This is a genomic window from Saprospira grandis str. Lewin (assembly GCF_000250635.1).
In the GTDB taxonomy this organism is placed as follows: Bacteria; Bacteroidota; Bacteroidia; order Chitinophagales; family Saprospiraceae; genus Saprospira; species Saprospira grandis.
In genome coordinates this window covers 3,806,559-3,829,865 of sequence record NC_016940.1, presented here as the reverse complement: position 1 = coordinate 3,829,865, position 23,307 = coordinate 3,806,559, and the positions used below count along the sequence as shown (strand labels likewise).

Here is a 23,307-nt window from a genome sequence, read left to right as displayed (position 1 = left end):
ACAGGTCTGTTCGGCCCTGCAGCCGCCTTTGGCGGCTTTGGTCTGGCCTTCGGCCACCCCTCCGCAGCGCTGGGCCGCTCATCGGGGGTTGGGGGGCTTGGGGGGATGCTTTGGCCGTTTAAATTTAGGGGGAATCATGTTAAACTGCTCCCCTATTTGCGGTAGATTTGTCTGCAGATAGCAGGCTGAGGGGCTGTAGCAGGGCCGCCGCAGGCGGCAGACCAAAGCGGCGCAGCCGCTGCAGGGCCGAGCGAGCAGCGAGCTGCGCAATGGCCCGACCCAGCCGAAGGCTGGGGCAGCCCCAAAAAAGATGTAGAGACAATAAAAAAACAGACATCTTAAATAGCTTATGATCATTAGTTTAGGGTGCGGATAGGTATAATACCTACACTTATACTTACAGCTTTTTGGGCTAGCTTTCTTATTTTGTTACTTTAATGGCAAAACTACAAAACAGCCCTTTTGGGAAAAACTATGAGAACAGAAATACAATTAAAGAAGAGTTTGCTTTATATGGATGAGCAGACGGAGATTTTGGTCCAGCGAGTGGGTCAGGGAGCTTATTTAGAGGCCGAGGACTCTTTGGAGTGGATAGAGGCCGCCTATCAGATTCGGGGGAGTCAACCATTATATTTTTTGGCGGACATGCGTGGATTGAGGGGGCAATCTAAGGAAGCTAGGCGAGTATCTGGCGAAAAAGACCCGCGATTGAACATTGCTGCGGGGGCTGGATTGATTAACAATGGGGCTTCTAAAATACTGGGGAACTTCATGTTAAGTTTGAACAAAATCTCGCATCCGATTCGGTTATTTACCAATGAGCAAGAGGCGATAGATTGGTTATTAGAGATCAAGAAAAAGAACGGGCATTAGCCTAGTTAGCGAAAGAGAGTGGAATAGCGTAGGGGCTATTTCGCTCTTTTTTTTGTTTGTTGTTTTGGGGGGAAATGGCTATATTGGGCTGTAGTTCGGGAGTTTTGGGCTAGCATATATTGGTTTTGGTCTTAGCTTTTACGAATCTTAAAACTTTCTTAAAATGAAAAAAGGGCAGCAAAAGGATTTGCGGTATATTTTTGAGTTACATGACTCTAATATAGGTTGTGGCGTTCTTATGACTTTTTAAATTATATGATAGTTTTACTATACTAAACCCTTTGCAGGCGAAGCAGCATTGAAACGATTTCTCCTTTTCCACTGTCGTTAAGAGGGTTATATACTAAACCCTTTGCAGGCGAAGCAGCATTGAAACTCGTTCAGGGTACCAAACATGCCCCTTGAAAACATACTAAACCCTTTGCAGGCGAAGCAGCATTGAAACAAGCATAGACTTTTTGATTACTTACCCCTGTTTCTATACTAAACCCTTTGCAGGCGAAGCAGCATTGAAACCAATTAAATACCTCTCTAAAAAGAAGTTTAATAAATACTAAACCCTTTGCAGGCGAAGCAGCATTGAAACACGAGACCACAACTGAAACGCAATTGTTTGATCGTATACTAAACCCTTTGCAGGCGAAGCAGCATTGAAACATTCCATTGTTCTTTTGTGAACTGAGAAGGGATTTATACTAAACCCTTTGCAGGCGAAGCAGCATTGAAACTTCTGTATCGGCCTTATAAAAGATTCCGCAATTATCATACTAAACCCTTTGCAGGCGAAGCAGCATTGAAACTGCATAAACTGAAGAGAATACATTGTAGCTGTGTAAATACTAAACCCTTTGCAGGCGAAGCAGCATTGAAACTAGTATAAAATAAAAGGTCTCCTCATTCTGCTGGGTATACTAAACCCTTTGCAGGCGAAGCAGCATTGAAACCTCAAGGTCTTTTTGATTACAAAATCGATAATGAATACTAAACCCTTTGCAGGCGAAGCAGCATTGAAACTTTTTAGTTTTTAAAGTTAAACCCACTATCAATACATACTAAACCCTTTGCAGGCGAAGCAGCATTGAAACGTTGTATTTGGAGATATTATCAATCTTCCAGAAAAAATACTAAACCCTTTGCAGGCGAAGCAGCATTGAAACCCCTTTTTTTAGTCTTTTTTGAAAGCCTTTTTTATACTAAACCCTTTGCAGGCGAAGCAGCATTGAAACTATTACCATATCAATTATGTCAGATGTAGCATCTATACTAAACCCTTTGCAGGCGAAGCAGCATTGAAACTTCGGCTTCGCCGTCGCTTCGCTCTGTTTTGCGGGGGATACTAAACCCTTTGCAGGCGAAGCAGCATTGAAACTATATATACAATCAGGAGAATTTTCTTTAAATTTATACTAAACCCTTTGCAGGCGAAGCAGCATTGAAACTTCTTATTTTTTTCAACATAGATAATTTCTTCTTTATACTAAACCCTTTGCAGGCGAAGCAGCATTGAAACACTGAAGTTTCATCATAAATTATATTTTTAAGAATACTAAACCCTTTGCAGGCGAAGCAGCATTGAAACAAAAATAACATGCTCAATGTTTCTTCGAGGTTTAATACTAAACCCTTTGCAGGCGAAGCAGCATTGAAACTGTATCGGTGGGCGCACTCATGCTGGAATGGTCCCATACTAAACCCTTTGCAGGCGAAGCAGCATTGAAACAATCATCGCAACCTACATGAAAACCTGATGCTGCTTATACTAAACCCTTTGCAGGCGAAGCAGCATTGAAACATTAAAGGCTTTAATCGGCCTTAGAATGTTTTAAATACTAAACCCTTTGCAGGCGAAGCAGCATTGAAACAAGATGTCTTGAGAGAGTACGAATAACCTCTCAAATACTAAACCCTTTGCAGGCGAAGCAGCATTGAAACATCTTCCTCTAAAACGATTCTCTCGGTGGTGCTTGATACTAAACCCTTTGCAGGCGAAGCAGCATTGAAACGCTCAACGATCGAAGCTTTAGTGCCCGTTCCTTACATACTAAACCCTTTGCAGGCGAAGCAGCATTGAAACTGAATAACTAATCCTGATGATGGAAGAGTTACAGATACTAAACCCTTTGCAGGCGAAGCAGCATTGAAACCCTATATAAACTCCAACTATACAGCGGACCTTAGATACTAAACCCTTTGCAGGCGAAGCAGCATTGAAACAGCAATTTGCCCCCCTCAAAAAGGTCAATAGCAAATACTAAACCCTTTGCAGGCGAAGCAGCATTGAAACTTTCCTCGTACTTTTACGGTTCGGTCCAATGCTATACTAAACCCTTTGCAGGCGAAGCAGCATTGAAACTGTAGAATCTTTAAACATTCTAGAAAACTACGTTAAATACTAAACCCTTTGCAGGCGAAGCAGCATTGAAACACAGAAAAGGAGTTTTTTGACTACATTAAGCCTAAATACTAAACCCTTTGCAGGCGAAGCAGCATTGAAACCTGGTGCTGACCTTGTTTGGAGGCCGGGTAACAAATACTAAACCCTTTGCAGGCGAAGCAGCATTGAAACTTCAACCCTTTTTCAGCTGCCTTAGACAGCTTTAAATACTAAACCCTTTGCAGGCGAAGCAGCATTGAAACCACTTTCATAGATATACTTAAATTTTAAGGTATTATACTAAACCCTTTGCAGGCGAAGCAGCATTGAAACTAGACAAAGGCTAGTGCTTAGTTACCGTATAGGTAGATACTAAACCCTTTGCAGGCGAAGCAGCATTGAAACACTGTAGTTTTTGCTTTGGAATCATCAGCTCTCAAATACTAAACCCTTTGCAGGCGAAGCAGCATTGAAACAGCAACAGCCTTGATAGGATCCTCCACGATCTCTTTATACTAAACCCTTTGCAGGCGAAGCAGCATTGAAACAAGGAAGTGACGCAGGGCCTGCCTTCTTTTACTATATACTAAACCCTTTGCAGGCGAAGCAGCATTGAAACACGCCGCTCTTAGTGTTCTTCTTGACCTGCGTTTGATACTAAACCCTTTGCAGGCGAAGCAGCATTGAAACACCTTTCTTCATATCTTCGTCGATCCAGGTAGTCATATACTAAACCCTTTGCAGGCGAAGCAGCATTGAAACAATCTAATGATTTCCAAAGTACAATACTTACCAATACTAAACCCTTTGCAGGCGAAGCAGCATTGAAACGTCTACATTTGCAGACAAGCTGCTTAAACTCTTCTATACTAAACCCTTTGCAGGCGAAGCAGCATTGAAACTTTTAATAAACTATTATCAGAAGCTGAAAAATCTAATACTAAACCCTTTGCAGGCGAAGCAGCATTGAAACCAGGTCCACCCCATCTACAAGCGTAATATATCCATACTAAACCCTTTGCAGGCGAAGCAGCATTGAAACAGTGTTGTAGGGGCTTAAAAATTGTTTCTGGATCAAATACTAAACCCTTTGCAGGCGAAGCAGCATTGAAACTTCTGTTTTGCCGTCCGCTTTCAAGAAACGGAAAGCATACTAAACCCTTTGCAGGCGAAGCAGCATTGAAACTACCTTACCAGATATACCATGTTCTCCAAATTCGAACCAATACTAAACCCTTTGCAGGCGAAGCAGCATTGAAACTATGCTCCCCACCAATGGCTAAGCCTACCTTAGATATATACTAAACCCTTTGCAGGCGAAGCAGCATTGAAACTCAAGTAATCTTCCAGAAGGATATCTCCATATCCTATACTAAACCCTTTGCAGGCGAAGCAGCATTGAAACAACCTTCGCTATGGACATGCATGTGACCCTAAAGGATACTAAACCCTTTGCAGGCGAAGCAGCATTGAAACTTGGGGGTGAAACGGCTAAGGACGGGGGGGATGTATACTAAACCCTTTGCAGGCGAAGCAGCATTGAAACACCGCAAAACCAACAGCCAAATGAGTAACGAATGTATACTAAACCCTTTGCAGGCGAAGCAGCATTGAAACTCAATATCGGCCTTAGCCGCCCGAGCCTTAGCCTTATACTAAACCCTTTGCAGGCGAAGCAGCATTGAAACTTGTTATATAGTTCTTTTTCATAATCTACAAAGATATACTAAACCCTTTGCAGGCGAAGCAGCATTGAAACAATCGTGTAGCTCTAGCAATGGAGTATGGCATGTATACTAAACCCTTTGCAGGCGAAGCAGCATTGAAACTCTACCCCGTAACGCTCAAGGAAAGAGCGCTTGATGATACTAAACCCTTTGCAGGCGAAGCAGCATTGAAACTTTTACCATCCTCGTTTTTAAATGTGTATTTAGTCATACTAAACCCTTTGCAGGCGAAGCAGCATTGAAACAGCTAATGGCTACTAATATGCTCGTTCTTCTCCACTTTATACTAAACCCTTTGCAGGCGAAGCAGCATTGAAACAATTTAACGATGCATAGATCTTGCATAGTATATATACTAAACCCTTTGCAGGCGAAGCAGCATTGAAACCGGCGTTCTTTGCTTGGTCTGCATTGGCTAGAGGATACTAAACCCTTTGCAGGCGAAGCAGCATTGAAACACGCATGGGATAACATTCTTCCATTCGGGCCAATGATACTAAACCCTTTGCAGGCGAAGCAGCATTGAAACCGGCGTTCTTTGCTTGGTCTGCATTGGCTAGAGGATACTAAACCCTTTGCAGGCGAAGCAGCATTGAAACTTGTTATATAGTTCTTTTTCATAATCTACAAAGATATACTAAACCCTTTGCAGGCGAAGCAGCATTGAAACAATCGTGTAGCTCTAGCAATGGAGTATGGCATGTATACTAAACCCTTTGCAGGCGAAGCAGCATTGAAACCGGCGTTCTTTGCTTGGTCTGCATTGGCTAGAGGATACTAAACCCTTTGCAGGCGAAGCAGCATTGAAACACGCATGGGATAACATTCTTCCATTCGGGCCAATGATACTAAACCCTTTGCAGGCGAAGCAGCATTGAAACCGGCGTTCTTTGCTTGGTCTGCATTGGCTAGAGGATACTAAACCCTTTGCAGGCGAAGCAGCATTGAAACACGCATGGGATAACATTCTTCCATTCGGGCCAATGATACTAAACCCTTTGCAGGCGAAGCAGCATTGAAACTGTTCTACTTCTAATAGCAAACGCTCTTGTTTATCGCTATACTAAACCCTTTGCAGGCGAAGCAGCATTGAAACATTTATTAATCATTAATACCAAAAGTCATGAGTAATACTAAACCCTTTGCAGGCGAAGCAGCATTGAAACTTTTAAAGGTAAAAGGTTATGAAGGTCAAATTTATGAATACTAAACCCTTTGCAGGCGAAGCAGCATTGAAACGCCCAGCCGATTTCGAAACAAAGTTCGAAGACCTATACTCAACCCTTTGCAGGCGAAGCAGCATTGAAACTCCTCTCTATTCTTCAGCCAAACGCAACCTAGTCGAATACTAAACCCTTTGCAGGCGAAGCAGCATTGAAACAAAAAGACGGCGTATTTGCTCCGAAGTACCTGATACTAAACCCTTTGCAGGCGAAGCAGCATTGAAACTTCAGCACCTGTCTCTCTAATATCTAAACGAAGCTGATACTAAACCCTTTGCAGGCGAAGCAGCATTGAAACGATATACGTGCCCTCTGAATGGATTTGATTGGGTTCTATACTAAACCCTTTGCAGGCGAAGCAGCATTGAAACAGTTCCAAGCTCTTGTAGATAAACCAATTTCTCTTAATACTAAACCCTTTGCAGGCGAAGCAGCATTGAAACTTTCGTTGTTAGGGTTTGGCGAACCGAAAAACGGATACTAAACCCTTTGCAGGCGAAGCAGCATTGAAACTGCAACCGAACCCTGAATTACAGTAAAGCAAAGAATATACTAAACCCTTTGCAGGCGAAGCAGCATTGAAACAGTACTCATACTCTTCTAACTCTTCCAATATAGAATACTAAACCCTTTGCAGGCGAAGCAGCATTGAAACTGTGTAGAGGCTTTTGTACACGAAAATCTTCCTGATACTAAACCCTTTGCAGGCGAAGCAGCATTGAAACTACATCCATTTCCAACCCAAATTGAAGGCTTTGAGATACTAAACCCTTTGCAGGCGAAGCAGCATTGAAACTGTGCATTTACACAATTATAAGAAAACGGATGGATAATACTAAACCCTTTGCAGGCGAAGCAGCATTGAAACTCTGAAAAAGACGCCTTGATCTCGAACTCGTAAATATACTAAACCCTTTGCAGGCGAAGCAGCATTGAAACCGTCTCAAATTCTTTATACTGCTTACCCATATTTAATACTAAACCCTTTGCAGGCGAAGCAGCATTGAAACACATGAATAAAAGCGCTTGGTATAGTGGTCTCCTATACTAAACCCTTTGCAGGCGAAGCAGCATTGAAACTTCTTTGAGGCTGAATCTCAGCCTTGGGAGGGCAATACTAAACCCTTTGCAGGCGAAGCAGCATTGAAACGCCCGCTTAAGGGCGAGAGTGGGGTTAGCCTCCCCTATACTAAACCCTTTGCAGGCGAAGCAGCATTGAAACGGTTAAAGAAGCAGAAGAACAATATAAATTGGAACATACTAAACCCTTTGCAGGCGAAGCAGCATTGAAACAATACCAAGACCCAAAACAAGGTTTATCTGACATTATACTAAACCCTTTGCAGGCGAAGCAGCATTGAAACTTCGCAGCTCTTCTGCTCTCGATAGGAGAGTAGAAAATACTAAACCCTTTGCAGGCGAAGCAGCATTGAAACTTTATTTAACCTTGTCTCCACTTATTAACTATTAGAGATACTAAACCCTTTGCAGGCGAAGCAGCATTGAAACGGGTTTGAATTTACGAACATCAAAGCGAGGACGAATACTAAACCCTTTGCAGGCGAAGCAGCATTGAAACTTTGTTAGTGGCTCCTACAAATTTACTAACACTGCATACTAAACCCTTTGCAGGCGAAGCAGCATTGAAACATACTCTATCATAGATAGGTGTTTGTAATATCAATACTAAACCCTTTGCAGGCGAAGCAGCATTGAAACATCTAAGCCGTTGGGGGCGTTTAGGATATTTTCAATACTAAACCCTTTGCAGGCGAAGCAGCATTGAAACTTTATTGCCTTCTATTTGGCTAAGGACAAATACGAAATATACTAAACCCTTTGCAGGCGAAGCAGCATTGAAACTGTTACCTCTAACCCCTCCTTTTCCAGAAGTTCTAATACTAAACCCTTTGCAGGCGAAGCAGCATTGAAACAACAACTGTACTAATACCTGTATTTCGTTTTTATATACTAAACCCTTTGCAGGCGAAGCAGCATTGAAACCCCAATTTGGCGAAGTGGACACGATGATTGCCACAGATACTAAACCCTTTGCAGGCGAAGCAGCATTGAAACTGGAGAAAGAGATTAGTACTGAGTGGGTGGTTAACATACTAAACCCTTTGCAGGCGAAGCAGCATTGAAACTCCCGATGCCGATGAAACCACTCTTCCTGAAGAGATACTAAACCCTTTGCAGGCGAAGCAGCATTGAAACTTCAGTCCTGCAGGAGTTTCCTGCATGGGACTGGAAATACTAAACCCTTTGCAGGCGAAGCAGCATTGAAACTTCGTAGAACTTAGCATATACTACTTTTCCTTTCATACTAAACCCTTTGCAGGCGAAGCAGCATTGAAACAAGTATCTCCTGTGTAAAGCACACATAAACTTGGATACTAAACCCTTTGCAGGCGAAGCAGCATTGAAACAGAATTTAGGTCGGGTAAGGCCGATTTGTCATTACATACTAAACCCTTTGCAGGCGAAGCAGCATTGAAACTACGTATGTCTGGAGAGACACAAAATACTCACATATACTAAACCCTTTGCAGGCGAAGCAGCATTGAAACCTTTTAGAAGGATATCTCCATATCCTTCTTCGTCCATACTAAACCCTTTGCAGGCGAAGCAGCATTGAAACTCCAGTCTCAATTGGGCTAATTCGCTCAAACCTATACTAAACCCTTTGCAGGCGAAGCAGCATTGAAACGTCTGTTTGTGTGTAATATACTTTTTTGACATGCTATACTAAACCCTTTGCAGGCGAAGCAGCATTGAAACTCCAGTCTCAATTGGGCTAATTCGCTCAAACCTATACTAAACCCTTTGCAGGCGAAGCAGCATTGAAACGTCTGTTTGTGTGTAATATACTTTTTTGACATGCTATACTAAACCCTTTGCAGGCGAAGCAGCATTGAAACATAATTAGTTTACTCGATTGGGCGAGTATAAACAGATACTAAACCCTTTGCAGGCGAAGCAGCATTGAAACTCTGAGGGAGGAACTGCTGTTGTCATGTGCGAGATACTAAACCCTTTGCAGGCGAAGCAGCATTGAAACGCCTTTAGCTTTTCGCCTTCAGCCCATTCTATTTATACTAAACCCTTTGCAGGCGAAGCAGCATTGAAACCGATATAATTATTATAATTATATTCGACTTCTTCATACTAAACCCTTTGCAGGCGAAGCAGCAAAACCCAAAAGGGGCAGCGAATGATTATTCGCTGCCCCTTTTTTTGGCCCGAACCCCTCCCCTAGGGGCAAAAAAAAAGCACGCAAGATGCGTGCTTAGCGGTCTGGACGGGACTCGAACCCGCGACCCCCTGCGTGACAGGCAGGTATTCTAACCAACTGAACTACCAGACCAAATTGGTTATTCCCTCTGGGAACGACACAAATATAGGCGCTCCTTTTGGCTTTTCCAAACCTATTTTTTAACAACAGCTTAAATATAAGAATAACCTGCTGATTTTGAGCAAACTATTTTTTTATTTTTTTTCGGGCCGAAGATAACTGCCAAAACTGAAAAAATAAGTTGTGCGGCCCAGCGCTGCGCAGCAGTGCCGCGAAGCGGCAGACCGAGGCCGCAGGCCGAAGGGCCTTGGGTTGACCCACTTTTAAAAATAAGCTTAAATTAGCTCTAAATCAAGATTTATATGGACAGTACAAATGTATCTTCATTTATGTTAAATAAGCAATCAGTAAGAGTATGTTATAGATTAGTAGAGAGTCTAAAAAATAATCCTAACCCACATTTAACAAATGTAGCAAAAACTGATGCAGACCGTAAGGCTTTCATGAGGTTGTTATCAAACAAAAATCTTACTGAGGAATACATTCAATTTGAGTTTATTGGCAAAAGTAGGGAGTCTATGAAGGTGGTTGAAGAAAAGCTTCTGGCCTTTCACGACACCTCTGAAGTTGTACTGAACAAGCAAAGAAATAGACTAACCGACAAAGAGGGTTTAGGCCCTGGAGGTCGGGAAACAAATTTGTCTGTATTTCTTCACATGGCTCTACTATATGGTCGAGAAAGCTTTCATTATCATGGCTTAGGAGGTATTCAGCTTTATAATCGATATAAAAATAGAGTAACTTGTAAGGAGGCTGAAAATAGAAATACGGGTCATTTTAGAGGTGAAATTACGAGGTGGAAAATAAATGTAGAAGAGACAGAATCTGCGTTAAAAATAATTAACGACCTAATTGATATTTTACATGTTTGTGATCGAGAAGGAGATGTTTATCCTATGATGGAAAGTTTTTTCAGACAGCATATTAAGTTCTTGATTCGGTCTCGAACAGATAGACGAGCAACGATTTGGGAGGATGGCAAAAAGATTCCATTATGTGATGTCTTTGAACATTATCCAGCAGACTTTGAGACGACAGAAACGGTCAAGAGTAGCCGTAAAAAACTTAACGGGAAGAAGCTAGTTATTCGATCTAAAAAAGTGACTTTTGCCGTTCCCAAATCTTGTAAGTATGTTCTTGGCGAACCAAGGCCTAAACCAATGACAATCAATGTTATTGAGGTCTTTGAAAAGGGCAAAGGTTTTTCAAAATCTGCCGCTAGAAAAAGAAGCCGAACAAAAAAAGATCATGATGATGAAACCATCAGTTGGCGCTTACTCACAAATGAAGAAATCAACAGCGAAGAAGAGCTCTTAGAGCTTGTTCTTTGCTACCGCAAGAGGTGGTTAATTGAAACATACTTTAAATATTTAAAATCAGATGGCTTTGATATTGAAAACATATGTTTAAAAACAGGTAAAGCTATCCGCAAAATGATACTTATGGCAATCAGTGCATCTGACAAGGTCCTTAAGCTTAAAGAAGCTGGACTTAACCAAGATAATGAGACTCCAGCAACCTCTATTTTCACAGAAGATGAAGTAGAAGTCTTAGATCTTATATTTAAACAATATCTAAAAGGCGAAAGCCAAAGCCCTTCTTTGCGCAATCCATTCACCTCTAAATCAATAGCTTGGGCCTATTGGATCATAGCGAGGTTGGGCGGATTTAATGGCGCAGTGAAGAAAACTAGGCATGCCGTATCCGTCAAAAAAATAGGACTAGGATTAGAGAGATTCATATTTATGTATGATGGATATCGATCCCTAAATTGACACCGCTATAAAAAGTGGGTCAACCCAAGCCGAAGGGCCGAGCAGACCTGCGAGCTGCGGAGCATAGCGGCGGCCAAGGGAGGCCAAAGGCCGAACTGGCCGCGGGCCCCAAAACAAACATAAAAAACTCATAATGAACAGATTAAAACAAAAGTACCGCCTAAAACTATTAGTTTAAACAAAAAATAAAGCGCAGCAACAGCTATTATTTGACAATATTCATAAAAGGTTGTACTTTAGGAACGCTATTGTTCTACAAAAACTAAAGACTAAAATATGGATGCGATCAGCCAGCGCCTAAAAGGGCAACTGACACATATTATCTACCGAAATGAGGAAAATGGCTATACAGTAGCTCGTTTTCAGCCAGATGATGGCGGAAAACAAACGGTGGTGGTCGGTAGTCTTTTGGGGGTAGAAAAAGGCGAAAAACTAATTTGTCAGGGCTATTGGACCAATAATAAACGGCATGGCAAACAGTTTCAGGTAGAGCAATTTGAACAACAACTGCCCCAAAGTCCCGAAGATATTGAGCGCTATTTGAGCTCGGGCCAAATTCGAGGCGTCGGCCCAACTTTTGCCAAGCGAATTGTGGCCAAATTTGGTAAGGAAACCCTTGATGTTATCGAAAATTCGCCAGAAAAACTGCTGGATGTTCGAGGGATTAGCCAAAATAAACTGGACCTCATTATTAGCTCTTGGCAGGAGCAACAAAAGGCCCGTAGCCTCATTATTTTCTTGCAGAAGAATGGAATTTCTCCAGCTTTTGCCCAAAAAATATACAAAAAATACGGCTCGGAAAGCATTGCTAAAATTAAGCAAAATCCTTATTGCCTCGCCAATGATATTGAAGGGATCGGCTTTACAAAAGCAGATGAAATAGCAAAGAAAATGGGCCTGCAACAAGAGGACCCCAAACGAGTTTCGGCCGCTTTGCTCTACCTTTTGCAAGAGCTAGCCGGCCAAGGACATAGCTGCTATCCACTTCAAAGTTTTTTGCAAGAAGGCGGCCAAATGCTGGCCCTAGGACAAGAGCAATTGCAGGGGCCCTTGGCCCAACTCAAAGATAAAAAGGAGGTTTTTGTCGAAAGATTTTGGGATGAAAGTAAGGGACAGGATGAACGCCTGATTTGGAGCAAAAGCCTCTATTATCAAGAAAAAGATATTATTGAGCAGCTCGATCGCCTGAATAAATACCCCCAAACTTGGGCCGAAGACATTGATATTGAGTCAGAACTGGAATTGGCCCAAAAAAATACGGCCATTGACCTAGCCCCCGAACAACTAGAGGCCGTCCGCCGAAGCCTGAGCCATAAGTTACATATTATCACGGGGGGACCCGGGACGGGCAAAAGTACAATTACCAAAATTATCCTCAATATTCTTAGCCGACATAGCGATACGATCTGCTTGGCCGCGCCCACCGGCCGAGCCGCAAAACGCCTGGCCGAAGTGACCGGTCAGGAGGCTAGCACGATCCATTCTCTGCTTTCGATTGGAATTGGCGCCTACTACAACCAGCATATTCGCAATATGGAAGAGCTGGATTGTGACGTACTGATTGTGGATGAGGCCAGTATGATTGATACTACCCTGATGGCGATTTTGCTGCATGCCCTGCCGCATCATGCCAAACTCATTTTGGTGGGCGATGTGGACCAGCTCCCTAGCGTGGGGCCCGGCAATGTTTTAGATGATTTGATGGGCTCGGATAAACTAGCCGTGACCCGCCTCAAAGAAATTTTTCGACAAGCGGCTAACTCGAAAATTGTACGCAATGCGCACAAAATCAATCAAGGTATTTTTCCCGATATTCAGACCGAAGCCGATGCCGACTTTTTTTTCATCCCTAAAGCCAATGCCGCAGAGGCCGCCCAGATGATTCCGGAACTTATGGCCAAACGACTGCCCAAACGCTATAGTTTTGATGCAAAAAAGGATATTCAGCTCCTCTGCCCTATCCATAAAGGCGAGCTAGGCACCCGAGCTCTTAATAAAAGCCTGCAAAAAGCCCTCAATCCCAATGGGCCCAAAAAGGACAAAATTGAAAGGGGCGAACAGGTTTTTTATCTGGGCGATAAGGTCATGCAGCTAAAAAATGACTACGAAAAAGGCGTTTATAATGGCGATATTGGCTATATCCGCAAAATTACTCCCGCCGAAAAGACGTTTATGGTCGAAATGGATGGAAAAACCATGATTGAATACCAATATCAGGACCTCCAAAATATGGACCTCGCCTATGCCGTTAGTGTACATAAGTACCAAGGGAGCGAGGCGCCCTGCATCCTGATGCCCATACATGAGTCTCAATATAGCCTGCTTTTCCGCAATTTGGTTTATACCGCAATCACCCGTGGCAAGCGGTTGGTGGTCCTTATCGGCAGCAAAAAAGCCCTGCATATTGCCGTGCGCAACCAAAGAATGCGCAAACGCTATTCGGGCTTGCTTTGGTTGTTGCAAGACCCTAGCGAAAAAAAACTACCTGCTATTCAAATTGCCCCCCTGCCCAATAGTCCCGAATATCCCGACTGGTTAGAGCGGCATTTTCCCGATGAAGTCTAAGGCCTATGTCTAATCTACTCCCCAAAAAGTTAGCTCAGTTTACCGCGCTTTTTCTGCTTTTATTGGGCAGCTTTTTTGTGCTCATCATGCTCAATATTGCCCTGCCTTATCTGCTGCCTCCCTTCCCTACCGATATCGATTTTTTGGCCAATAAAGAGGATTATCTGACCCAAGATGCCTTTTATATGTCGGCTTTTTATACCCATATTACTAGCAGTTGCCTGGTTTTGGCCTTGGGACTCCCCCTTTTTTGGCCCTATTTTTTGCAGAAATTTCCGCTTTGGCACCGCCGTTTGGGCCGTTATTATAGCTATTTACTGCTTTTTTTGGCCGCTCCTTCTGGACTCATTATGGCGTTTTCGGGCAGTGGCGGAATATGGGCCAAAGTTGCTTTTGTTTGCCAGGCCTTGCTTTGGTGGGCCCTCACGGCCCAAGCGTTTCGACTCGCCTTGGCCAAAAATTTTCGGGGCCATGCCGCTTTCATGATCCGCTCCTATGCCTTCAGCCTCTCGGCCATCAGCCTGCGCCTCTTCAGCTACCTCATCAGTTATCTGCGCTACCAATACGATATTCCCTGCCCTTCCGAGAGCTTTCCCTACCTCTGTTTTCCCCAAATTTACGTTTTCGAGGCCTGGGGCAGCTGGCTCTTCAATGCCCTCATTGCCGAAATTCTAATCGCCAAAGGACTCATTCGCCTCTATCTTGGTCCAAAAATGAATTGAGTTTTTTATTTTTTGGGGCCTCCCGCCTGCGGCGGGCGCTACGTTGCGCAGCTCGCTATTCGCTCGGCCCTTCGCCAGCAAGCTGGCTCGGTCTGGCCTGCGGCCACTGCTTCACATCGCTAGTCCGCACAACAGCTATTTTCACTTTTGGTCTTTTGGCTTCGGCCCCAAAGCAAAACAGCCCGCTCTTTGCAGAGCGGGCTGTTTTTTTCATCCTCTATCAAACTAGATATCTCTATTGAGGTCAAAAGCTTCTAGATAATCTCCTACACGACGAAGGAAAGAACCGCCAAGCATACCATCCACCACTCGGTGGTCATAAGATAGCGAGAGGAACATCATGTGGCGAATACCAATGGTATCTCCAGTAGGGGTTTCAATTACTGCGGGCTTTTTGCGAATTGCGCCCACGGCCAAAATAGCCACCTGAGGTTGGTTAATAATGGGGGTGCCCATTACATTACCAAAAGTACCGACATTGGTCAAAGTAAAGGTACCGCCTTTAATTTCTTCGGGCTTGAGTTTATTTCCTCTAGCGCGATTAGCCAAATCATTTACCTTTTTGGTCAAGCCCACCAAATTGAGCATATCGGCATTCTTAATCACGGGCACAATGAGGTTGCCAGTGGGCAAAGCTGCCGCCATACCAATATTGATATCTTTATAGCGAACAATTTGGTTCCCTTTTACGGCTATATTCACCATGGGGTAATCTTGTAGGGCCTTGGTTACGGCTTCTACAAAAATGGGCGTAAAGGTAATTTTCTCGCCATATTTTTCGGCATAAACGGCCTTGGCCTTTTTGCGCCATTGTACGATATTGGTTACATCTACTTCTACAAAAGAAGTCACATGCGGAGAAACATGCTTAGACATGACCATATGATCCGCAATGAGCTTGCGCATGCGGTCCATCTCAATAATTTCTACATTTCCAGAAGTGTCTACTGGGGGCAAATTGAACTGCTGTACCGCCATTTGTTGCCCATTATTGGCAGGAGCTACCGCTTTGGGAGCCTCTTTTTTCACAGGAGCCGCCGCTTGAGGCGCTTTTTTGCGATTTTCCAAATAGGCCAAAACATCATGCTTCGTCACTCGGCCATTTTGGCCCGTTCCGCTAATGTTGTCCAATTCTTCTAAGGCAATACCTTCTTCCTTAGCAATGCTTTTCACCAAAGGAGAGTAAAAACGATCCGATTGGCTAAAATCTGTAGCCACAACAGCCGCCGTCTCTGGCTGAGGAGCTGCACTGCTTTCTTCTTTGGCCTGAGGCGCTTCCGCCACAGCAGGAGAAGCTTCAACGCCCTCCGCTTCTGTTTCAATAATAGCAATTGGGGCTCCCACGGCCACTGTGGCGCCATCGGGATGCAGAATTTCCAGCAAGACCCCTTCTACAGGAGAAGGCACTTCTGTATCCACCTTATCGGTGGCAATCGTTAAGACGTTTTCGTCTAGCTCTACGCTTTCGCCTACCTCTTTTTCCCAAGATAAGATAGTGGCCTCAATGATACTTTCTCCCAATTTGGGCATGATTAACTCAACTTTTGCCATTGCTGATTTCTGTTTATGTTGAACAACTTTGAGCAGCGGGCTGCACAAGGCGGTTCAGTGGTTGCTAACTTATTTTTTCTTCTGCCCAAAAGCTGCTTGGGCGCCCAAAGTTAAAAAATCTCCTCTGTTATTAAAAATCTTATAGTAGGCTTCTCTTTTTTTTAATAGAGTAGGCCTCTTTATTTTTATTTGGAACAGCCATAAATAAAAAATGTTCGACCAATTTATCTTTGGCCGAACATCTAAAAATCTAAATATAATTCCCAATTACTCTTTATAATTAAAACGGACGCAGCCAAAACCCATTGCATTTTTAGCGCCTAGGCCACCTAAATAAGCTAAACGCAAAATTTCTGCTGGTCCTTGTAGCTCAAAATCAAAGAGATAGCCAATTACCCGTTCTGCAAATCGGGGGTTATGCGGTTGCAGGTCGGTCCCTTTTCGGCTAATATCTTCTTTTTTAGAAAGCAGCTTAAAGTTTAATTCTGGACCATTGATGAGCTCTTGAGCCGGGGCGAGCAGCCCATGCGGAGAAGCCAATTGATAATTATCAATCAGACGATCGAGCAAAATCTTATGATAACCTTGGTCCATTGGATGCAGATACTGCGGCACCATTTTGCCCTTATGTTCCTCCATACGGCTCAAAATCATAGGGGTTTGGGTGCGCATAGGCGCCGCCCCATCTTCAATATTGGGCATTTGGAGCTCTTCCACCTTAATCACTTCTAGCTCAATGCCCATGCGGCCATCGCCAAGGCGGAGGCGGCGCTGCTCAAAGGCCATCATGATATTTTCCTTTTCCTCTTCTCGGACCAAAAAGCGCAGTTCTAGTTTGACCTCCTCGGCCCAAACTTCCAAGTAGCGCTTAAAGACCTTCCGTCCCTCTTGTGGAATAGACAAGCGAGAGAAGCTCATCAGCTTAAAGTTATGCTTGGAGCGACGAAAAGCCCCATAATACAAAAACTTAGAAAAGTTGCGCTTGCCTCGGCTCAGGCAGTAGTAAATCCATTCCGCCAAATTGTATTGGTAGGAAAAGGGGAGCTTTTGTCCCGGTCGCAGGACCTTAAAAGTGAGTTCAATTCGCATTTAATTTGGGTTTTTAACTACTCTAAATATTAAGTTTATTCTAAGGTAGGTAATAATATTTAGATGTTCAAGGGCTCCCCTATTTTTTTTAGTCGCTGGTCCACTTAATTTAAGGGCAAGAATTCGGTTCGGCGGTTGGCTTGTCGCCCCTCTGCCGTATTATTATCGGCAATAGGTCGGCTTTCTCCAAAGCCCTGAGCTTCTAGGCGATCGGCGGCAATGCCTCGCTCAATAAGGTATTGGCGGACGGCCTCTGCTCGACGTTGAGAGAGCGCTAGGTTATCGGCCTGCTCTCCTTCATTGTCGGTATGGCCCTGCAAGCGGATGCGCATTTTAGGTTGTTCTATTAAGAGGCTTCTTAGCTGTTCTAGCTCTGCTCTGGAGCTGGGCTGCAAACTAGCCGAATTTGTAGCAAAAAAGACATTTTTCAGTAAAATGGGCGCCACAGAATCTGTTTTACTGGGGTTGGTTTTTAGGGCCTGCAAAGGCATTGGTAGCTGATAGGGCGTTTGGCGGCTATTCGCTGCCGAGAGCTCAAAATGTTCGGAGGCAAAGAGGTAGCCTTTTTCCTTAACGTGTAGGGCATAATCTTGGCCTAGGGGCAGGCAAAGCAAAAACTTTCCTTCTGCATTGGTCCGAATGGCGCAAACAGTATCCTGAGCCTGCAAATCAATCAAATAGACCAGTGCTTGATCTAAATTGGCCTTTGTTTCTGCATCAAAAACATGGGCCTCTAAATAAGTAACGGCTTTGGGCCGCAGGGCTTCGGGCAGTTCAAAGCTGTATAGGTCCAAAGAGCCATAACCTCCAGCTCTTTCGGCAGCCAGATAGGCCAGTTCTCCAGAAAGGCCCACCACAATGGCTTCCTCAATGCCTTCGGTATTGATGGGATAGCCTAAATTGACAGGGGCTCCCCATTTGCCATCTTCGCCTTTTCGGCTAATGAAGAGGTCCTTTTTGCCCATACCGGGATAACCCTCAGAGCTAAAATAGAGGGTTTGGCCATCGGGATGGATACAGGGGGCGGTTTCATCATAATCGGTATTGAGTTCGGATAATGGCTGAGGCGTTCCCCAACTGCCGTCCAAATTTCGGTAGCTCATCCAAAGGTCCTTATCGCCTTGGTTGCGGGCGCCCCCACGAGTAAAGTAGAGGGCTTGTGCATTAGCAGAAAGAGAGGGTTGCGACTCCCAATTTCCCGTATTGATATTGGGCCCCATATTTTGGGGGCGGCTCCATCCTTGGCCCTCCCAAACGCAATAATATAAATCGCAGCTTCCATAATCGCCGGGGCGGTTGCAGACTGTAAAGACCAGATATTGGCCATCGGCGGAGATGCTTTGGGCTCCTTCATTTTCGGGGGTATTTACTTCGGGCAAGGGCTTGGCGGGAGTCCATTCTCCATTGACTTTAAAGCTTTGATAGAGGTCCTCTTGGGCCTGACGGCCTTCGCCAATGAGCACATTAAAGACAATCTTTTTTTCGTTGGCGGTTACGCTAGGAAAATACTCTCTTTGGTGGCTATTGATATTGGGTCCCATATTTTGAGGTTGAAAAGGGACGGGATTGGCCATGGCTTGGGGCCGAAAGCGGGCATCGGCCAAAAGGCGTTCTGCTGCGGGCCGCAATTTGCTGTTTTTTGGGGCTTTTTCTAAAAACAAGCTCAGCTGCTGCCCTGCCTCTACATAAGTGGCCGATTGCATGGCCAATTGGCCCAAACGATAATGCGAAATCGGCTTATAATCTGGTGCAATTTCTAGGGCCTGCTCAAAACAAGCCTTGGCCTTGTCCCACTCTTTGAGCAACAAATAGCAATCGGCCTCCAATAAATAGGCATTGACAAAACGAGGGGCCTTTTTCTGAATCTTGTCCAGCTGCTTTATGGCCTCCTTATATTTAAAGGCATTATAGCTAGAGAAGGCCTCTCGGTACTTCTTCTTGATTTTCTTAGAAATATCTTGGGTGGTCTGATAGTCTTTTTGCGCCCAAAGCGAAGTGGAGGTCAAGAATATCATCAAAAAAAGGAAGTATCGCATAAATTAGTATTAAGGAATCATCTAAATGGATGTAGAGGCGAGCGCAGCGAGCCCGGCCTAGCGATGTGGCGGGGTGGCCCGAAGGGCCAGACCTAGGCGGCAAAGCCGCCGCAGGGCCGAGCAGACCTGCGAGCCCCAAAACGTAGCGCCGCAAGGCGAAGCCGCAGCGGAGGCCCAAAAAAACAGTTATCTGCAGGCTCGTTCACAGGCTTCTAAACTGCCATATTGGGCGCTATCTAGGGCCACTTGCAAGCAACTTTGGCCATCGCAAACATAGCCAATGCTGTCGGGGATACAGCCCAGTTGCATACAAAGTTCGTAGCTGCTATACTGTGCATTATCGGCAATGGGAATGCAGTTGCCGCCCACGCAGCTATAGCCTTGAGTGCCCGGAGTGCAGGCAAAAATATTGAACAGCAGGCCCAGAAAAATGAGAAATCGCATAGTTTTATTTTTTTTCAAAAACACAAAAAAAAAGCCGAAAACAAAAATGTTTTCGGCCCCTTAAACAGAATATTTTGAGCACGCAAATTACTTGCCGCCTCGGCTAGAAGAGCGAGAGCGAGAAGAAGAGCCGCTGCTATAGCGAGAAGAAGAACGAGAGCGTTTAGAAGAAGAGCTACTTACGCTACTGCGTTTGCCTCCTGTGGCCCGAGCGCTGCTTCGGCTAATGCTATTGTTTACTCGGCTTTTTAGGGCAGAGTTGCTATTCATTCGTTGAGCAAAACTAGGGTTGCTTTTGGCGGCATGGGCAGAACCCGTTCCGTAGCTATATTTTCCAGAAGAATTTACGGAACCATAATAAGGGCGGCGGCCATAATAGCCTCCATAATAGCTGCTATATCCGCCATAACGAACGGGGCTCATCAAGTTGAACATCGTATTGAGGAACATATAGCGGCCATAAAATGCCCAGAAAGAATCTCCTGTGCTGGGGTTGGTTTTCCATTGTCCGTAGCGAGAATTGCCCACATATTGGCTGTAGCCGGGAGGGGCGGCCACCTTGCTCAAATCGCCTTCTTTTTTCGACATGATTTCCATGCCCATATTGCTAGAGTGGTAGTCAAAATCAGAAGGGCTAACCTCTTTCCAATCGGTAATTTTTTCTACAATACCCAAATCGGCGGGACTGGTGGTGCTATCTGCTAGAGCCGTGCTATCTAGGCTAGTGGCGGCTGGAATTTCGGCAGTTTGTTGAATGACTTTATACTTATGATAGTATTTTTTGTCCTTCACATCCATATCATACAAGATGATGGAAAAGTTCTTAACCGAATCCATAGATTGGGCAATCTTATCGGCGGGAAAAGCCATGTATTTTTCGTCAGCAGAGCTCCCGCAACTGCTCATACTTAGGGCTAGGGCCAAAAATAGAAAGGCCGAAAAAGAAAATATTGTTGTTTTCATTGTTAAAATTTAGTAGTGTTTTAGGCTTGTTCTCTAGGTGTCAAATTACTAAAGGCATGTTCGGGCTTCCAAGTTCCCAAAGCGGCCTCAAAAGTATTATCGTCCCATTGTTCAATATTTAGGCATTTTTCATCGCTATCATCCCAATAATCCCAAAGCATAAATTCCTGAGATTTGGAGGCCTTAATATTCCGCCAAAAGCCTGGATATTCGCCATCAAAATAGTAGCGAATGCCATTCACTTGTAGTTGGCGGGGGGGCTTGCCATTGCTTTTTACGGCGGCCTCAATTTCATCGGCCTGTGGTAGGGTTGAAAAGCGCATTTTTTCAAAAATAACGCAATTCAGTCCATCATCTTCCTCAATAGACAAAAAGAGTTGTTGGCCGCTGCCATTGTCTAACAAAAATTCATAGGAAAAGTCCTGGTTTCCCCAGTCATATTCATATTCCTCAATGGCCTCCCAGGTCTGAAAATCATAATCGACAAACCAACCTTTGCGCAGGTCGGTGATCCGCAAATTTGTGGGATCATAATGCGGTTCTTCCTTTTTTTTCTTTCTTCTAAAGAATCCAAACATAGTATACTGTAGTTGATGTTCTATTTATTTTAAGCAATTTTTTGGGGCCTCCCACCTTCGGCGGGCGCTACGTTTTGGGGCTCGCAGGTCTGCTCGGCCCTGCAGTTTTTTTCGCTGCGCTCAAAAAACTTTGGTCTGGCCCTTCGGGCCACCCCGCCACATCGCTAGGCCGCTTTGGCCTTCGGCCAAGGGCTACGCCCTAAAGGGCTTCTTGTCGCCAATTGGGCCTTCTTCGCTCCGAGCCCCAAAGTTCGCCTTTAAATTAGAATAATTCTGCTAGATAAGCCACCAAAACCCCTAAATAGTTCGCTAGGGCGAGGCCCAAAAGTGAAAAAGCAATAGCGGGCGCTAGTAAGCTCCTATTTTTCAGGCTACTAGAGATCTGGGCCACAAAAGGCGGGCCCATGACCGTAGCGGTAGAGCAAATCATAAAGCTATCTCGATCGATTCGGAAAATATAGGCCCAAAAGAGCTGCAGCAGTAGTAAAAGGCCCAAAAAGCTAGCATTGAGCAGCAAATAGCTAGCGCCATCTTGGGCTAATTCTGAAAAATTGGCCAAATAACCTGCGCCTAGGCCAAAAACCAGGAGTAAATAATCGGCAAAGGGATAAACGCCCTGCCAGTTTTTGGTTGGTCCAAAAACCGACAGCAAGATACTGCCTGTTGTGATCGCCAACAACAAAATACTGCTATTGATTTCTCCCTGAGCATTGGGCCAATAAAGTGCAGGCAAGGCAGAAAGGCCCAAAATGACAAGGGCTAGCCCTAGGGCCCAAATAATTTGTTTAATATCATATTGCTCTGCGCTTATAGTGGGTTCTTCTTCTTCCCCCTCTCCTTTCGACTTAAATTTAGGCAGCAAACGGCCCAAAAGGCTATTGCCCAAACTGAGCAGCAATAAAAAATAAAGGCCCGAACAAAGTACATCTGTTGCATTTAATAGCACAAAAAGTCCATCTTCGGCCTCCAAAGCCTGCGAAACAGCCACCATATTGGGTGTGCCGCCAATATAGACGCCCGTAAACATCCCCAAAATAGTGGGCAGCTCTTCATAGGGACCATCGGCTAGGGCGTAGGCAAAAGCCAGGGCCAACATTAGGGTAGAGCCCAGCATGATAAAGAATACTTTTCCCAAATGGCCCAAATAGCGCAGCCATGAGCGCAGGTCTGAAGTCATGAGTAAAAGCGGCAAAGCCAAAAGCACCGATACAAAAGCGATTAATTTGGCGGTTTCTGCGCTTTGGGCGCCCAGACTTTCGCCAAGGAGTAGGGGCTGCGCATTGCCCAGCAGCATCCCCAAAGCATAGCAAATAATAATATTACTCAGGTATTTTTGAAGGCCCAAAAAGGCGTTGATTTGGGCCAAAAGGTAGGGAAGCGCAAAAAACAAAAGCAATTGCGCCAAAAGAAATAAGAGGTCCATAAAACTAAACAATTGTTCAATTTTAAAGCTAATCATTTTTGCCTAAAAAAAGCGCCAGCGCTAAAAAGAACTGACGCTAAAGTTAAGCGTTTTTTTGCGTCTTGCAGGGCCGAAGGCCCGCAGGCCTAGCGATGCGAAAGGGGGCGGCGAAGCCGCAGACCAAGGCCGTCAGGCCGCAGGGCCGAGCAGACCTGCGAGCCCTGAAGCGTAGCGCCGAGGAGCGAAGCGAGGCGGAGGCCCCTACCCCTAATAACACTCATACTTCTGGACCGAAAAATAGCGCATTTCGCCAGGGGGGCAAGGCGAATTGGGGTCTTCTTCCCGAGTTTTGCTTGTATACTCGCCCCAAACGCGGATATTTTCGCAAGAGCGAGGCGCTTCTTCCTCGCCTTCCCAGCAGAGGTAGGTTTTTTCTCCTTTTTGGTCCACTAATTCGCCCGCTTGAAAGCAATAGCAACTAATTTTTGACTTTACGCCAGTGCGGTTGCGGTACTGCCCTTCTAGCTCAATGGCTTGAGGCTCATTTACATTTGTTTGCTGTGTTTGTTTGGGGGGGTGGCAAGCTAGAGCCGTTAAGCTGAGGCCAATAAGTAGCATTTTTTTGAGCAT

Annotated in this window: 12 protein-coding genes, 1 tRNA gene and 1 CRISPR repeat array; of the genes, 4 read left to right on the top strand and 9 right to left on the bottom strand. The window is 44.7% G+C overall.

The genetic code is table 11. The annotated features are described in order from the left end of the window. Positions 1 to 474: 474 nt before the first annotated feature. A complete protein-coding gene (locus SGRA_RS16885; protein WP_015694015.1) occupies positions 475 to 873 on the top strand; it encodes a DUF7793 family protein in 399 nt (132 codons plus the stop codon). Positions 874 to 1,142: 269 nt separating this feature from the next. After that, positions 1,143 to 9,398: a CRISPR direct-repeat array (repeat unit 36 nt; unit sequence ATACTAAACCCTTTGCAGGCGAAGCAGCATTGAAAC). 92 nt (positions 9,399 to 9,490) lie between these two features. Here the strand turns inward: SGRA_RS16885 and SGRA_RS16880 are convergent. Then, positions 9,491 to 9,564: transfer RNA gene (locus tag SGRA_RS16880), tRNA-Asp, on the bottom strand. 317 nt (positions 9,565 to 9,881) lie between these two features. Here SGRA_RS16880 and SGRA_RS16875 point away from each other — a divergent pair. The 3 genes from SGRA_RS16875 (at position 9,882) to SGRA_RS16865 (ending at position 14,614) form a co-directional block, all read left to right on the top strand. After that, on the top strand, positions 9,882 to 11,327 hold the full coding sequence (locus SGRA_RS16875) for an IS4 family transposase (protein ID WP_015693772.1): 1,446 nt from the start codon (positions 9,882 to 9,884) through the stop codon (positions 11,325 to 11,327). A 276-nt stretch (positions 11,328 to 11,603) separates the two neighbouring features. Further along, positions 11,604 to 13,892 (top strand): SF1B family DNA helicase RecD2, encoded by a 2,289-nt coding sequence (recD2, locus tag SGRA_RS16870; RefSeq protein ID WP_015694014.1) that lies wholly within the window; start codon positions 11,604 to 11,606, stop codon positions 13,890 to 13,892. A gap of 5 nt (positions 13,893 to 13,897) precedes the next feature. Continuing rightward, positions 13,898 to 14,614: a DUF2306 domain-containing protein gene (locus SGRA_RS16865; protein WP_015694013.1), complete on the top strand. Its 717-nt coding sequence runs from the start codon at positions 13,898 to 13,900 to the stop codon at positions 14,612 to 14,614. A 225-nt stretch (positions 14,615 to 14,839) separates the two neighbouring features. Here SGRA_RS16865 and SGRA_RS16860 read toward each other — a convergent pair whose 3' ends face one another. From SGRA_RS16860 to SGRA_RS16820, 8 genes are all read right to left on the bottom strand, one after another. Next, on the bottom strand, positions 14,840 to 16,165 hold the full coding sequence (locus SGRA_RS16860) for a dihydrolipoamide acetyltransferase family protein (protein WP_015694010.1): 1,326 nt from the start codon (positions 16,163 to 16,165) through the stop codon (positions 14,840 to 14,842). A gap of 267 nt (positions 16,166 to 16,432) precedes the next feature. Further along, positions 16,433 to 17,254: a CRISPR-associated endoribonuclease Cas6 gene (cas6, locus tag SGRA_RS16850; RefSeq protein ID WP_015694008.1), complete on the bottom strand. Its 822-nt coding sequence runs from the start codon at positions 17,252 to 17,254 to the stop codon at positions 16,433 to 16,435. Between the two features lie 104 nt (positions 17,255 to 17,358). Next, on the bottom strand, positions 17,359 to 19,290 hold the full coding sequence (locus SGRA_RS16845) for an OmpA family protein (RefSeq protein WP_015694007.1): 1,932 nt from the start codon (positions 19,288 to 19,290) through the stop codon (positions 17,359 to 17,361). Between the two features lie 186 nt (positions 19,291 to 19,476). After that, positions 19,477 to 19,734: a hypothetical protein gene (locus tag SGRA_RS16840; protein ID WP_015694006.1), complete on the bottom strand. Its 258-nt coding sequence runs from the start codon at positions 19,732 to 19,734 to the stop codon at positions 19,477 to 19,479. Positions 19,735 to 19,821: 87 nt separating this feature from the next. After that, positions 19,822 to 20,697 (bottom strand): hypothetical protein, encoded by an 876-nt coding sequence (locus SGRA_RS16835; protein WP_015694005.1) that lies wholly within the window; start codon positions 20,695 to 20,697, stop codon positions 19,822 to 19,824. 20 nt (positions 20,698 to 20,717) lie between these two features. Then, complete coding sequence (locus tag SGRA_RS16830) at positions 20,718 to 21,275, bottom strand: DUF4178 domain-containing protein (RefSeq protein ID WP_015694004.1); 558 nt, start codon at positions 21,273 to 21,275, stop codon at positions 20,718 to 20,720. Between the two features lie 262 nt (positions 21,276 to 21,537). Further along, a complete protein-coding gene (locus tag SGRA_RS16825; protein ID WP_245538574.1) occupies positions 21,538 to 22,734 on the bottom strand; it encodes a DUF819 family protein in 1,197 nt (398 codons plus the stop codon). Between the two features lie 210 nt (positions 22,735 to 22,944). After that, entirely contained in the window at positions 22,945 to 23,307 is a 363-nt protein-coding gene (locus SGRA_RS16820; protein ID WP_015694002.1) for a hypothetical protein, read from the bottom strand.